Raw genomic sequence first — 12,197 nt, 5'->3', positions numbered from 1 at the left:
GCGGCGTTTAGCCAGGCTAAACGCCGCCTCGTTCAGACCAGCATATTACAGGCTTTCCAGTAATTCAGGAGCCGCTCATCGTCGCGCTCCTTCTCTGCTTTTGTTTTCATCGCCTGCGCCAGATTTTCACGCGACAGCTCGTGGCCTTTTTGTACAATGTCTAAAACCGCTTCACCAAGAGCCAGTGAAATTTCTGTACGATTATTACGAATATTACGAATCGTCATTAATGCCTCCTCGTTGGTTGCGATAATGTAATTATGAAATAAAAAATAAATTGCGAGAATAATTCATCTTATTCTTATTTTTTCATTATGCTTCGCTATGCCTCGTGGTAGCCATAATATCCTGTTGTGTCAATGATGTTTCAAAATGCTAATAAGCGCCCGTAAGCCAAATTTATGCGCTACAGTTAATTCCGTGCAACGGCTAAATAACCAAAACGGGAGAATTATTATGGTAGATAAAAACGCAATTATGGATCACGCTCAGGTTGTCGCCAGCTGCGGAACACACGTCGGTGTTGTGGACCATCTGGATGGTGAGCGCATCAAGCTTGCGAAAAGCGATCCGGAATCCGGTGGGAAGCACCACTTTATACCGCTCGGCTGGGTGGACAAAGTGGATGATAATAAAGTTGTCCTGACCAAAAACCATAAAGAGGTTTTTGCTGAGTGGCAGCAAGCATAAATATATCTCTTTAACTGAAATATATTTCTTCGCTCCGGCTCAGACCGGAGCGTAATACGTTTTATGCCCAGTGATTGCTGCCACCACCAATGAATGGTACTGTTTCGTTTGTCCTTTCCCCGATGCAGGCACCGTCATATGCTCCAGCGTGAAAATAGATCAGCGAAACGCCTGTTTTTTGTTGAGGATTTTCAGATATTCGGTGAGCGCTACGGCATCGACTACCGGTTCCCGCAGTTAAAAGATGCGCAGGTCAACAACCGCGCCGTGCTGCAGGGGAATGTGGAAGAGATGACGCTTTCATCCGGCATTTCACTGACCCACTCCAACGTTCGCGTTTTACAACCTTACGAAACCACCTCTCGCCATAGCAGCCCACTCTATATGCTGGTGGTGCTGGAAGGGGGCGTCACGATCGCGCTCAATGGCGTTGAATATGTCGTACGATCCGGCATGGCCTTCAGCTCCCGCCTGAGTGAAGAGCAGATAATGTGCGCGCGTCACGATGCCGACAGCACGCTGAAAACGCTCTCGTTTGGTCTGTTCCCACACGATGCCAGGCGTGAGGCCCTGCTTGAGTCGCTGCTCCAGGAATGGCAAAGCCTGAATGCGCCCACCCTGGTCTGGCACGTTCCTGAGTTTATCCTTGCGGGGATCCAGCATGCTCAGCAGCAGGGTCTAAGCGCATTATCCCGTCAGCTGTTGCTGGAAGGGCTGATGTATCAGCTTCTGGGACAGGGTTTGGCGCAGCGCCAGCAATCCTTCCCGTGCCGGCCTGAACATGCGCGTCTTGAACGCGTGCGCAGCAGGCTGGAACAGTCTCCGGAGCAGGATCATACTCTTGCGCAGCTGGCCGCCCTCGCCGCCATGAGCCCGAGCAGCCTGCGCAGCAAGTTTCGTCAACGCTACGGCTGCACCCTTTTCGATTACCTGCGTGAATGTCGGCTCGCGCTGGCGCGTCGCTATCTGCTTGAAGGCTATAGCGTGCAACAGGCGGCGTGGATGTGTGGCTATCAGCACGCCACCAATTTCGCTACCGCGTTTCGTCGCCATTACGGTATTGCACCGGGCGACGTGCGCAAACGCCGCTAACCTACTTTCTCTCTTCGCGCGAACGCAACCCGTGCGGTTTAGCACCGCGCATACGTATCCTGGCGGCGCGCATAGCTGTTTGCTCTCTCAAAAAGGTAATAATTCTTATTAACAATAAGAAATACCTTTGGAGAGGGTTATGTTTGCTAAGTCACGTCTGGCACTGCTGGTGGGATGGGTTACCGGTAGCGTCGCTTTTCCTTTACTGGCGCAGGATGCCCAAAAAACGGACACCGTTGTGGTCACGTCGCAGATGCAATCTGCTGCCACTAAGCTTGAAACGCCGGATATAGAGACTCCGCAGTCGGTCTCTATCGTTACCCGCGAGCAGTTTGAAGAGCAGGGCGCGACCAGCGTGCGCCAGGCGGTGAGTTACACGCCGGGGGTTTACAGCAACCAGATTGGCGCGTCAAACCGCTTCGACTACATGGTGCTGCGCGGTTTCTCCGACGGCAGTCTGGATAACGTCTACCTCGACGGCCTGAAGATGATGGGAGACACCAACTCTCACAGCTCGCTGGTGGTGGATCCCTGGTTCCTCGACAATATCGAGGTGGTGCGTGGCCCGGCCTCCGTGCTGTACGGCCGTTCATCGCCGGGCGGTATCGTGGCGCTGACCTCCCGCAAGCCGTCGTTCGATCCGGGCGGGGAGATTAAGCTATTTGCCGGGAACAATAACCAGCGCGGGGCGATGTTCGACGTTACCGGTCCGGTCGATGATAACGACCGCGTGGCGGTGCGCCTCAGCGGGATGACCCGCTATGCCGATTCCCAGTTTGATCCGCTGAAGGAAGAGCGCTACGCGCTGATGCCGAGCCTGACCTGGCGCATCACTGATAACACGCGTCTGGATCTGATGGCCTATCTGCACCGCGATCCGGAAGGGGGGAGCCACTCCGGCCTGCCTTATGACGGCACCGTGGTGCCGCATAACGGTAAGAAAATCACCAACACCTTCTTTGAAGGTGAGGATGATTACGACAAGTACGATCGTCGGGAAAACATGGTGGGCTACAACATTGAGCATATGTTCGACAGCGGCTGGACGGTGCGCCAGAAGCTGCGCTATCTGCACACTAAAGTGGAGCTGAATCAGGTATATGCCGCGGGCTGGCTGAACGATACCGAGCTCAACCGCGGCTATTCCGGTTCTGACGAGAAGATGAATGCCATCACGCTGGATAACCAGGTCGACGGCAGTTTCGATACCGGGGCAGTTAACCACCGCGTGCTGATCGGCCTGGATTATCAGGACCGTACCAATAACGTGACCGGCTACTACGGCGGTTTCCCGCCCATCGACGCGTTCCACCCGGTTTACGGTGCGAAACCGGATTACATCACCCAGTACAGCAAGGAAAAACATAAGCTGCGCCAGACCGGATACTACCTGCAGGATCAGATGTCCATTGACCGCTGGCGCCTGACGCTGGGCGGGCGCTATGACCAGGTAAGCGTGTCGAACGTTGATAACGTTAACCATACCCGCAGCGACCTGGATAAGAACAACGTCAGCAGCCGCGCGGCGTTGCTGTATCTGTTTGATAACGGTGTCGCGCCGTACGTCAGCTACTCCACGGCCTTTACGCCGACCAGCTTCGCCGATGAGCAGGGCAACATTCTGGACCCGATGAAAGGCAAGCAGTGGGAAGCGGGCGTGAAGTATGAACCCGAGGGGATGAATAGCCAGTTCAGCGCCTCGGTGTTCCGCATCAACCAGAAGAATATCGCCACCAAAGAGGAGCCGACCGATCCGTACCGTTCCATCGGTGAGATCGAGTCCGAGGGCGTTGAGCTGGAAGCGGTGGGTCAACTGACCGACAGCCTGCGCATGCAGGCGGCGTACACCTATACCGACATTCGCTACAAGAAGAGCAGCCCGGAAGAGGAGGGCAAGCGCGCCGTCTATGCGCCGCGGAATATGGCCAGTGCCTGGCTCAGCTACGACGTGAAAACGGGCCCGCTGGACGGCCTGACCGTCGGCTCCGGCGTTCGTTACGTCAACGGCATTACCAGCGATCGCCAGAACACCCATACGCTGCCGTCGTATACGCTGGTGGATATGGTGGTGGGGTATGACCTGTCGAAGGTGGGGCTCACGGGTATGAGCGCGCAGCTGAACGTCAATAATCTGACCGATAAACGCTATGTGGCGGCGTGTAACTCGCTCTCCTACTGCTATTTCGGAGCGGAACGCAGTATCGTTGGCAGCGTTTCATGGACGTTTTGAGTCGGTGACAGTGCCGGGCGGCGGTGACGCCTTGCCCGGCCTGGTGGAGGAGGGCATCAGGCCGCACTACTCCTCCATCGCAATCACAATTGCCTCACCCATCTTCTTCAGCGCCTCGCGATGCTTCTCCGTTGGCGGTAACGCAACGTTGATCCGCAGGCAGTTGCGGTACTTGCCGGACGCAGAGAACAGCGACCCGGCTGCCGCCTGGATCTTCAGCCGGCACAGCTGCTTGCTGACGCACACCATGTCGACGTTTTCCGGTAACTCCACCCACAGCAAAAAACTGCCCTGCGGACGCGTCACGCAGATCTCCGCCGGGAAGTACTGCCGCACCCAGCAGGTATAGGTTTCCATATTCTGCTGATAAATCTGGCGCATACGGCGAACGTGACGATGATAATGGCCGTCGCGAATAAACGCCGCCACCGCCATCTGCGTTCCCGGCACGTTAAAGCCGCCTGCGGCGTATTTCATGTGCATCACCCGGTCGTAATAGCGCCCCGGCACAATCCAGCCGACGCGCAGGCCCGGGGCCACGGTCTTGGTAAACGAGCTGCACAGGAGCACGCGGCCATCAATGTCCATGGAGTGAATGGTGCGCGGGCGCGGGTATTCCGCCGCCAGCTCGCCGTAAATATCATCCTCCACGATCACGATATCGTGCCGCTGGGCAAGAGCCAGCACCTGCTTCTTCCGCGCTTCCGGCATGATAAAACCCAGCGGGTTATTGCAGTTGGGCACCAGGATCACCGCTTTAATGGGCCACTGCTCCAGCGCCAGCTCTAACGCTTCAATGCTGATCCCGGTTTCGGGATCGGTGGGAATTTCGATGGCTTTGATGTTGAACCCGCGCAGCATCTGCATGGTGCCGTGAAACGACGGGGATTCCACGGCCACAATATCGCCTGGTTTGCATATCGAGAGCAGGGCAATCGACAGCGCGCCGTGGCAGCCATTGGTGATGACAATCTCATTCGCGGCCACGGTAGAGCCGCCGTCCAGCATTAGCCGTGCGATCTGCTCGCGCAGCTCGAGCCGACCGTCGAGCACGTCATAGCTCAGCATCTCGCCCGGATTGTGCTGCGCGATGCGGCTCATTTCACGCCACAGCGGTTTCAGGCTCGGTTGATTGACGTCCGGCGAGCCGCCGCCAAAGGAGATCATCTCTTTGTCGGCACGGGCATCCAGCAGCATCATCACTTCATCCCACTGGGTGACGTCTACCGGACGCTGCACCGGACGCGTCATTGCCGGTACGGGCGGCATGGCCTTACGTTGCGAGACAAAATAGCCGGATCGTGGCTGAGGCGTGATCAGCTGCAGATTTTCGAGGATCTGGTAGGCCTGCTGTATGGTGCTGATGCTAACGCCATGCTCCTGGCTCAGCGCGCGCACCGACGGCAGGCGTTCACCGCTGCGATACAGCCCTTGTTGAATGCGTTCCGCCAGAAGGTTGGCGAGATGTTGGTAGCGCGTCATGCTGTATCCTTTGTTTTCACCATACAGATTGTAAAACCAGTACAGATTGCCGCAACAAACGGCATGCAGATACACTTTTAGCGGATCTGTATGTTAAACAAAAGATGTTTTTGAATCTGTATTGTACGACCTGAATTCCACGATGATAACGCTACTGGCACAGTGAGGAGAGCATCATGGAATTTTACGAGAACCGTTCAAAACGTCCGTTTATTGTTTTTGTCTGGATCGGCAAAACGCTACGCAATTGGTACCGTATTCACCGCACACGTCGCATCCTGAGCAAGATGAGTGACGAGCAGCTTAAGGATGTCGGGTTGTCGCGCTATGATGTGTAAGCAGGCAGGGTCGGCGCTGGCCGGGTAAGGAGAAACCCCTACCCGGTGCAACGGAGAGATTATTCGACTGATTTCACCGCGGTGTTTTCAGCGATGCGGCGCAGATATTCGTTATTCTTAAATGCGACCATGATCAGTTCGAACGTCACGCGACAGCCGATCAGGCTGAAAATCATCCCGATAAATCCGGTGATCAGATGATCGGTAAACATGGAATACACGCCGGCAATCAAAATCACCAGCATGACGATCCAGTAGAAGAAGACCAGCACGCGTGGCGTTAATAAGTAGTCAAATCCCAGAATGGCTTTCATTTTCTTTTCCTTAGAAATATAAAAAAGGCTCAAGATTGTATCTTTATCACGTTCTTTTATGGCGTGGATAGCTATCTGATTTCAGAGTAGTAATTCCAGCGTTTCTTGTTTTGGCCTTTCAAGTAGTGCCACCGCCTCCTGATACGTGCGCACGTTGTTATAGCCCATCACCAGTCCGTAACGCTTGCCGGAGCCGCGATACCACTCCGAGAGCGCGTTAACCTGTAGCTGCTGCGCTTGCCAGCAGTGCGCGATTTCCCGGTCACAACTCCCCTTCGAAAGGAATGCCACGATGTGCATCCCACCGTCGTTTTGCTCGGTGAAAAACAGGTCGCCATACACCTCCTGTAAAGCCTTAATCATCCACTCCCGCCGGGTCTGATACAGGGCCCGCATCTTCTTAAGATGTCGGAAAAAATGGCCTTCGTTGAGAAAGGCGGTGAGGATCTTTTGCGTCAGCACCGGCTGGCCGCTGGTGACGATGTCCGCGCAGTCGGTAAAGGCCCCGAGGGTGCTGGCGGGCATCACCACGTAGCCCATGCGCAGCGACGGCATAATGGTTTTGCTGAAGGTGCCCATAAAAATGACCCGGTCGTGCCGGTCGAGGCTTTTTAGCGACGGCAGCACCTTGCGGGTGTAGTGAAATTCCCCGTCGTAGTCATCCTCAATAATCCAGGCCTCGTTCTGACTCGCCCAGTCGAGAAGCTGTTGTTTACGCGGCAGAGAGAGGGTGACCGCCAGCGGGCTCTGGTGCGACGGGGTGACAATGGCGAAGCGGGCATCGCGATGGTGGCGCAGCAGGTATTCCGTATCGATCCCGGCGCGATCGACCGGCACGGTGTGCAGGCGCGGCACGATCCGCTTGAGCAACTGCTGGCCCATAAAGTAGCCCGGATCTTCAAACACCACCTTGTCGCTGCGGCTGGCCAGCGTATCGAGGATCAGGCGCAGGCTACCGCTGTAGCCGCTGGTGATCAGCACCTGCTCGGCAGTGCAGGCGAGCCCGCGTGAAATATTTAGGTAGCTGGCAATCGCCTGGCGCAGCGGATACCAGCCCAGCACGGGCGGATTCAGCATCTCTTCCTGGCGCATGGCGCGCGTCGCCTGGCCTGAAAGCAGCAGCCATTTTTTATAGGGAAAGCTGTCGAGGGAGGGAATGCCGGGGCGCAGAAAACCTGCCCGTTCGCGCTGGCCGATCAGCGAGGCCGGAAGCGTGCCGGTGGTCTGCTCCGCAGGGGCGTGCTGCGCGGGCAGTAACAGGTCCGGATTGACCCGCGTGCCGCGTGCCCCCTGGCTTACCAGATACCCTTCGCCCGTCAGGATGGCGTAGGCGGTTTCAACGGTTTTGCGCGCCACCTTCAGCTCTTCCGCCAGCACGCGAATGGCGGGGACTTTGTCGCCAGGCTTTAGCACGCCACGCGTGATGTTGTCGCGATAGCGGGTATAAATAGCGTGATAGCCCGGCTTCATGTCCTACCTCGTTTGACGGTTTTTGTATCTTTTTACTATGTCATTATCCGCGTAGATTGTCCTCATCGCATGACATATGCCGCACAAAAAAGAGGAAAGACAATGAGCACTCGCGTCAACCACCATAAGATTACACCTGCCCTCGCCAACGCGCTGTCCAACCTGAGCATGGAAGTGGCGAAAACCTCTCTCGACCCGGCGCTGAAGCACCTGATCGACATTCGTGTCTCACAGCTGAACGGCTGTACCTTCTGCCTGGATATGCACTCGAAAGAGGCCAAAATCGCCGGAGAGCGCGAGCTGCGTCTGTACCATCTCGCGGCATGGCGCGAGTCCCCGCTGTTCAGCGCCCGTGAGAAAGCGGCGCTGGCCTTCGCCGAAGCGCTGACGCAAATTAGCGTGCATGGCGTGAGCGATGCGCTCTACCGCAGCGTGGCGGAGCACTTCTCGGACGTGGAGATTTCAGAGCTGAACTTTGCCATTGTGGCGATCAACGCCTGGAACCGTCTGGGGATCACGTCCCGCATGGCGCCGGGCTCGCTGGACGCGGCTTACGGGCTGAATAAAGCTAACCTCGAATAACCCCGCGCTCACGGATCATCGCCACCAGCGCCCGTAACCCTGGCGGGACGTGGCGATGCCCCGGATAGTACAAACGCAGCCCGGCAAACGGCTGCGTCCAGTCGTTTAACACGCTCACCAGTTCCCCGCTTTCAAGCTCTTCCCGGATATACAGTTCCGGTAAAAACCCTATCCCTAATCCCGCCTTCATGGCCCGGATCGAGGCGAAAAGATCGGATGTGGCAAAGCGCGGCGGTACCGCCAGGGCGTAGTGTTCCCCGTGACGCGCCAGCTCCCAGCGGTAGATCCCACCGTGCGCCATGCGCATACCGATCCCCTGATGTAAGAGCAGATCCTCCGGCGTGTGCGGCGTGCCGTGGCGGGCAAAGTAATCCGGCGTGGCGGTGACAAGCTGGCGGATCTCACCGGTCAGCGGCACGGCGATCATGTCCTGCGGCACGGATTCTTCAAGACGGATCCCGGCGTCGTAACCTTCCGCGACGATGTCGATCATTCGTGCTTCGCTTAGCGTCTCGACGCGCATTTTCGGGTAGCGGATCATAAAGTCGATCAGCAATTGATCCAGAAAGAGCGCACCGATATGGTTCGGTACGTTTAAGCGCAGGGTGCCGGCAGGTTCGCCGGTATCACTGTGGATCTCTTCGCTGGCCTGGCGTATCGCCTCCAGTGCCGGGCCGATACGCGCCACGTAGCGCTGCCCGGCGTCGGTAAGCGCCACGCTGCGGGTCGTGCGGTTAAACAGGCGCGTCTCCAGGCGGCTCTCCAGCCCGGCGATAGCGTTACTTACCGCCGTGGCGGACATGCCCAGCTCCTGTGCCGCACCGCGAAAACTGCCGCGCCGCACCACCGCCATGACCACTTCCAGCTCTGTCAGACCTGAACGATGCATAGATTATCCTGAAAATCGAAACAACCCTTGCAGCATAGCGTGGATTATCGCAACGGAGAAGCCGTGCCAGACTGTGTCCATACAGCCTGAGGAGGTTTATATGCACAACATCGAACAGATCTTTATCAACGGCGAATTTGTTACCCCGCACGGCACTGAACGTTTTGATTTATACAATCCGGCGACGGCGCGGGTGATTGGCCAGGTTCGCCTGGCCGATGAGGTAGACGCTGAGCATGCCATCGCGGCCGCGAAAGCGGCATTTCCGGCGTGGTCGCAAACCCCCCGACAGGAACGTATTGCCGCGCTGAAACGCATGCATGCCGCCGTGGCCGCCCGTCATGACGCGCTGCTGGACGCGGTGATTGAAGAGTACGGCGCGCCAGCCTCGCGCTCGGCGTGGATGGCCCGCTACCCGGCAGATGTCATTGCCCAGGCCATCGAAGCGCTGGAAGCCTTTGAGTTTGTGACCACGGCGGGGGCGGCAACGGTGCAGATGACGCCGCTTGGTGTCGCCGGGCTTATTACCCCGTGGAACAGCGACGCGGGGTTTATCTGCGGCAAACTGGCGGCTGCGCTCGCGGCGGGCTGCACGGCGGTGATTAAACCGAGCGAGATGAGCGCGCTGCAAACCCGCATTGTCACCGAGGCGCTGCGCGATGCCGGGTTACCGCCGGGCGTGTTTAACATTGTCACCGGACGGGGCGATACGGTCGGTGAGACCCTCAGCCGCCATCCGGACGTGGCGAAAATTTCGTTTACCGGTTCGACCGTTACCGGCAAAGCGATACTGCGCAACGCGGCGGAGAGTGTTAAGCGAGTGACGCTGGAGTTAGGCGGTAAATCGCCGACGATCCTGCTTGATGATGTCGATTTGGCGCAGGCTATCCCGCTGGTGGTGCAGGCCGGGTTTATGAACAGCGGGCAGGCGTGCGTGGCCGGAACGCGCATTCTGGTACCGCAGTCGCGTAAGGCGGAAATCGAAACTGCGCTGGCGCAGGCCGTCGCGGCCGTGAAATCCGGCGATCCGCGGGATAACGCGACAGAAATTGGCCCGATGGTCAGTGAAAAACAGTGGCTGCGGGTGCAGGGCTATATCCGTAAAGGTCTCGACGAGGGGGCAAACCTGCTGGTGGGGGGCGAAGGGCGTCCGGAAGGGACGCAGGACGGCTGGTTTGTGCGCCCGACGCTGTTTGCTGACGTCACAAATCAGATGGCGATTGCCCGGGAAGAGATCTTCGGCCCGGTACTGTGTGTGATCCCTTATCAGGACGAGGCCGAAGCCGTCGCCATTGCCAACGACACCGAGTATGGCCTGAGTGCGATGGTGCTGGGCAGGGATGTCGAACGTGCGCGTCGCGTGGCGCAGCAGATTGTCGCGGGCCGCGTGCTGGTGAACACGCTGGCCCATGAGCCTAAAGCGCCGTTTGGCGGGTTCAGGCACTCCGGCGTGGGGCGTGAGATGGGCGAGTGGGGGATCCGCGCGTTTATGGAGCCGAAGTCGATTCTGGGATAACCGTTTGTCGCCCTCCCGGGAAGCGGGCGACAATACTTCGCCCTTCACCGAAGCATCCGCATTTTCTTTCCTGCATGCTCTCCGCACCCTCACAACGGAGAGACAACCATGATTGCAGTCCTTTTCGAAGCCCAGGCCGCGCCTGCCCACCAGGCGCGTTACCTGCAGCTCGCCGCCGAACTCAACCCCCTGCTGGCGGATATCGACGGGTTTATTGATATCGAGCGTTTTCAGAGCCTGACCACCGACGGCAAAATTCTCTCCCTCTCCTGGTGGCGGGACGAAGAAGCGGTCCGCCACTGGAAGCAGAACGTCTTTCATCAGGCGGCGCAGAGGGAGGGGCGGGAGGCCATCTTTACCTACTACCGCATCCGGGTGGCACAGGTGGTGCGGGAATACGCCTCAGAAACCGGAGGGCATGCGGATGTATGACGTTCATGTGATTTTCGACGCTACGCCAGGGGAACTGGCGCGATTTGGCCAGCTGCTGGGGCGCAATGGTGTGGGGCTGGAGGGCGGCGGCGTGTTTGGTACCGAAGCCCATTTCCTGGTGGAAGAGGGCGAAAAAGCCCGTCGCGTGCTGCTTGAGGGCGGGTTTAACGTCCGGTCAGTCCGTAAACCGCTGATCAGAAAACTGCAGCAGGCGCGTCCCGGTGAGCTGGGTGAGATTGCCGCGGCGTTAGCGGCTCACGGTGTGTCTGTACTGACCCAGTACAGCGACCATGCGAATCACCTCATTCTGCTGACGGATAATGATAAGCTGGCGGCAGAGATCACCAGACCATGGGCAGTCAATGCTTAAGACCCGTTTACCCCCTGACAACAGCGCGCTGCTGGAGCAGGCCATGGCGGCAGTGGCCGCCGCCATGGCGGATCCGTCGCGTGTGAAAATGCTCTGTGCGCTGATGGATGGCCGGGCATGGACCGCCACCGAGCTGAGCGCGGCGGCGGATGTCGCCCCCTCCACTGCCAGCGGGCACCTGACCCGTCTGCTGGACGGCAAGCTGATTACCTGCCTGTCACAGGGGCGGCATCGCTATTACCGCCTGGCAGGACACGACGTGGCGGAGCTGGTCGAGCAGATGATGGGGCTGTCGTGGAGCCGCATCACCCCGCCGGAAACCACCGCCCCGAAAGCCCTGCGTGAAGCCCGCACCTGTTACGACCATCTGGCAGGGACGGTGGCCGTTCAAATCTATGATTTTATGCAGGCGCAGGGCTGGCTGGAGACGGACGGGTCAGCCCTGACCGTGTATGGACGCGAACAGTTCCTGACGCTCGGTATTTCATTAAGCGCCAATCCGCGCCGTAAGGCCTGCTGTGCCTGTCTTGACTGGAGCGAGCGGCGGTTTCACCTTGGGGGCGAGGCGGGCGCGGCGCTCCTCGCGTATCTGGACAGCAACGGCTGGATCCAGCGGGTGGCGGGATATCGGGACGTGGTGGTCACCGCGTCGGGAAGCGTTGCCATTAAAAAACGTTTTAGCCGCTAAAGTCTCCGCGGTCTGATGCCCTTTCCCACCGGGAGAGGGCATTCGTCTTTCGCAATTCCTGCTCTTTTGTCTCTCGTTTCTTGATACTTATCCTGGTAACTATT

At 58.0% G+C, this 12,197-nt stretch carries 14 protein-coding genes; 9 read left to right on the top strand and 5 right to left on the bottom strand.

What is annotated here, in order from left to right; all coding sequences use genetic code 11:
- Window positions 1-32: 32 nt before the first annotated feature.
- Window positions 33-227 (bottom strand): DUF2767 family protein, encoded by a 195-nt coding sequence (locus tag QMG44_RS13550; RefSeq protein ID WP_020885335.1) that lies wholly within the window; start codon window positions 225-227, stop codon window positions 33-35.
- A 229-nt stretch (window positions 228-456) separates the two neighbouring features.
- Here QMG44_RS13550 and QMG44_RS13545 point away from each other — a divergent pair, with 229 nt between their 5' ends.
- From QMG44_RS13545 to foxA, 3 genes are all read left to right on the top strand, one after another.
- The gene (locus QMG44_RS13545) at window positions 457-690 is read left to right on the top strand and encodes a DUF2171 domain-containing protein (protein ID WP_020885334.1); all 234 of its coding nucleotides are present in this window, start codon (window positions 457-459) and stop codon (window positions 688-690) included.
- Window positions 691-828: 138 nt separating this feature from the next.
- Complete coding sequence (locus QMG44_RS13540; RefSeq protein WP_086533209.1) at window positions 829-1,782, top strand: AraC family transcriptional regulator; 954 nt, start codon at window positions 829-831, stop codon at window positions 1,780-1,782.
- 121 nt (window positions 1,783-1,903) lie between these two features.
- Window positions 1,904-4,012: a ferrioxamine B receptor FoxA gene (foxA, locus tag QMG44_RS13535; protein WP_108647525.1), complete on the top strand. Its 2,109-nt coding sequence runs from the start codon at window positions 1,904-1,906 to the stop codon at window positions 4,010-4,012.
- Window positions 4,013-4,078: 66 nt separating this feature from the next.
- Here the strand turns inward: foxA and QMG44_RS13530 are convergent, their stop codons facing one another.
- On the bottom strand, window positions 4,079-5,494 hold the full coding sequence (locus QMG44_RS13530) for a PLP-dependent aminotransferase family protein (protein ID WP_014168456.1): 1,416 nt from the start codon (window positions 5,492-5,494) through the stop codon (window positions 4,079-4,081).
- Between the two features lie 176 nt (window positions 5,495-5,670).
- Here QMG44_RS13530 and QMG44_RS13525 point away from each other — a divergent pair, with 176 nt between their 5' ends.
- A complete protein-coding gene (locus QMG44_RS13525; protein ID WP_014168457.1) occupies window positions 5,671-5,832 on the top strand; it encodes a DUF1127 domain-containing protein in 162 nt (53 codons plus the stop codon).
- A gap of 59 nt (window positions 5,833-5,891) precedes the next feature.
- Here QMG44_RS13525 and QMG44_RS13520 read toward each other — a convergent pair whose 3' ends face one another.
- Window positions 5,892-6,146, bottom strand: coding sequence for a DUF4282 domain-containing protein (locus tag QMG44_RS13520; protein WP_020885330.1), 255 nt, complete (start codon window positions 6,144-6,146; stop codon window positions 5,892-5,894).
- Window positions 6,147-6,227: 81 nt separating this feature from the next.
- Window positions 6,228-7,616, bottom strand: coding sequence for a PLP-dependent aminotransferase family protein (locus QMG44_RS13515; protein WP_014168459.1), 1,389 nt, complete (start codon window positions 7,614-7,616; stop codon window positions 6,228-6,230).
- Between the two features lie 102 nt (window positions 7,617-7,718).
- On the opposite strand from QMG44_RS13515, the gene QMG44_RS13510 reads away from it, so the two are divergent.
- Entirely contained in the window at window positions 7,719-8,198 is a 480-nt protein-coding gene (locus QMG44_RS13510) for a carboxymuconolactone decarboxylase family protein (RefSeq protein ID WP_032679560.1), read from the top strand.
- Here QMG44_RS13510 and QMG44_RS13505 read toward each other — a convergent pair.
- Complete coding sequence (locus QMG44_RS13505; protein WP_281853104.1) at window positions 8,185-9,087, bottom strand: LysR family transcriptional regulator; 903 nt, start codon at window positions 9,085-9,087, stop codon at window positions 8,185-8,187. The genes QMG44_RS13510 and QMG44_RS13505 overlap by 14 nt on opposite strands.
- A 100-nt stretch (window positions 9,088-9,187) precedes the next feature.
- Between QMG44_RS13505 and QMG44_RS13500 the strand changes: the two genes are divergently transcribed.
- The 4 genes from QMG44_RS13500 (at window position 9,188) to QMG44_RS13485 (ending at window position 12,093) form a co-directional block, all read left to right on the top strand.
- Window positions 9,188-10,603 carry an aldehyde dehydrogenase family protein gene (locus QMG44_RS13500; RefSeq protein ID WP_086533211.1) on the top strand — a complete coding sequence of 472 codons (1,416 nt, stop codon included), beginning with the start codon at window positions 9,188-9,190 and terminating at the stop codon, window positions 10,601-10,603.
- A gap of 108 nt (window positions 10,604-10,711) precedes the next feature.
- Entirely contained in the window at window positions 10,712-11,035 is a 324-nt protein-coding gene (locus QMG44_RS13495) for an antibiotic biosynthesis monooxygenase (protein ID WP_086533212.1), read from the top strand.
- On the top strand, window positions 11,028-11,405 hold the full coding sequence (locus QMG44_RS13490; RefSeq protein ID WP_041162412.1) for a hypothetical protein: 378 nt from the start codon (window positions 11,028-11,030) through the stop codon (window positions 11,403-11,405). Before QMG44_RS13495 ends, QMG44_RS13490 begins: the two co-directional genes overlap by 8 nt.
- Entirely contained in the window at window positions 11,398-12,093 is a 696-nt protein-coding gene (locus tag QMG44_RS13485) for a helix-turn-helix transcriptional regulator (protein WP_050737539.1), read from the top strand. Before QMG44_RS13490 ends, QMG44_RS13485 begins: the two co-directional genes overlap by 8 nt.
- Window positions 12,094-12,197: the final 104 nt, after the last annotated feature.

The organism is Enterobacter sp. 200527-13, from assembly GCF_027924865.1.
GTDB lineage: Bacteria > Pseudomonadota > Gammaproteobacteria > Enterobacterales > Enterobacteriaceae > Enterobacter > Enterobacter ludwigii.
The sequence above is the reverse complement of the archived record's forward strand: the minus strand, read 5'-3'. Positions and strand labels throughout refer to the sequence as shown.

Excerpts from the sequence above, each read along its gene's own strand:
- QMG44_RS13500 (WP_086533211.1), top strand. The coding sequence starts at position 9,188 with ATGCACAACATCGAACAGATCTTTATCAACGGCGAATTTGTTACCCCG.
- QMG44_RS13505 (WP_281853104.1), bottom strand. The coding sequence starts at position 9,087 with ATGCATCGTTCAGGTCTGACAGAGCTGGAAGTGGTCATGGCGGTGGTG.
- QMG44_RS13495 (WP_086533212.1), top strand. The coding sequence starts at position 10,712 with ATGATTGCAGTCCTTTTCGAAGCCCAGGCCGCGCCTGCCCACCAGGCG.
- QMG44_RS13545 (WP_020885334.1), top strand. The coding sequence starts at position 457 with ATGGTAGATAAAAACGCAATTATGGATCACGCTCAGGTTGTCGCCAGC.
- QMG44_RS13490 (WP_041162412.1), top strand. The coding sequence starts at position 11,028 with ATGTATGACGTTCATGTGATTTTCGACGCTACGCCAGGGGAACTGGCG.
- QMG44_RS13520 (WP_020885330.1), bottom strand. The coding sequence starts at position 6,146 with ATGAAAGCCATTCTGGGATTTGACTACTTATTAACGCCACGCGTGCTG.
- QMG44_RS13485 (WP_050737539.1), top strand. The coding sequence starts at position 11,398 with ATGCTTAAGACCCGTTTACCCCCTGACAACAGCGCGCTGCTGGAGCAG.
- QMG44_RS13540 (WP_086533209.1), top strand. The coding sequence starts at position 829 with ATGCTCCAGCGTGAAAATAGATCAGCGAAACGCCTGTTTTTTGTTGAG.
- QMG44_RS13510 (WP_032679560.1), top strand. The coding sequence starts at position 7,719 with ATGAGCACTCGCGTCAACCACCATAAGATTACACCTGCCCTCGCCAAC.
- QMG44_RS13530 (WP_014168456.1), bottom strand. The coding sequence starts at position 5,494 with ATGACGCGCTACCAACATCTCGCCAACCTTCTGGCGGAACGCATTCAA.
- QMG44_RS13550 (WP_020885335.1), bottom strand. The coding sequence starts at position 227 with ATGACGATTCGTAATATTCGTAATAATCGTACAGAAATTTCACTGGCT.
- QMG44_RS13525 (WP_014168457.1), top strand. The coding sequence starts at position 5,671 with ATGGAATTTTACGAGAACCGTTCAAAACGTCCGTTTATTGTTTTTGTC.
- QMG44_RS13515 (WP_014168459.1), bottom strand. The coding sequence starts at position 7,616 with ATGAAGCCGGGCTATCACGCTATTTATACCCGCTATCGCGACAACATC.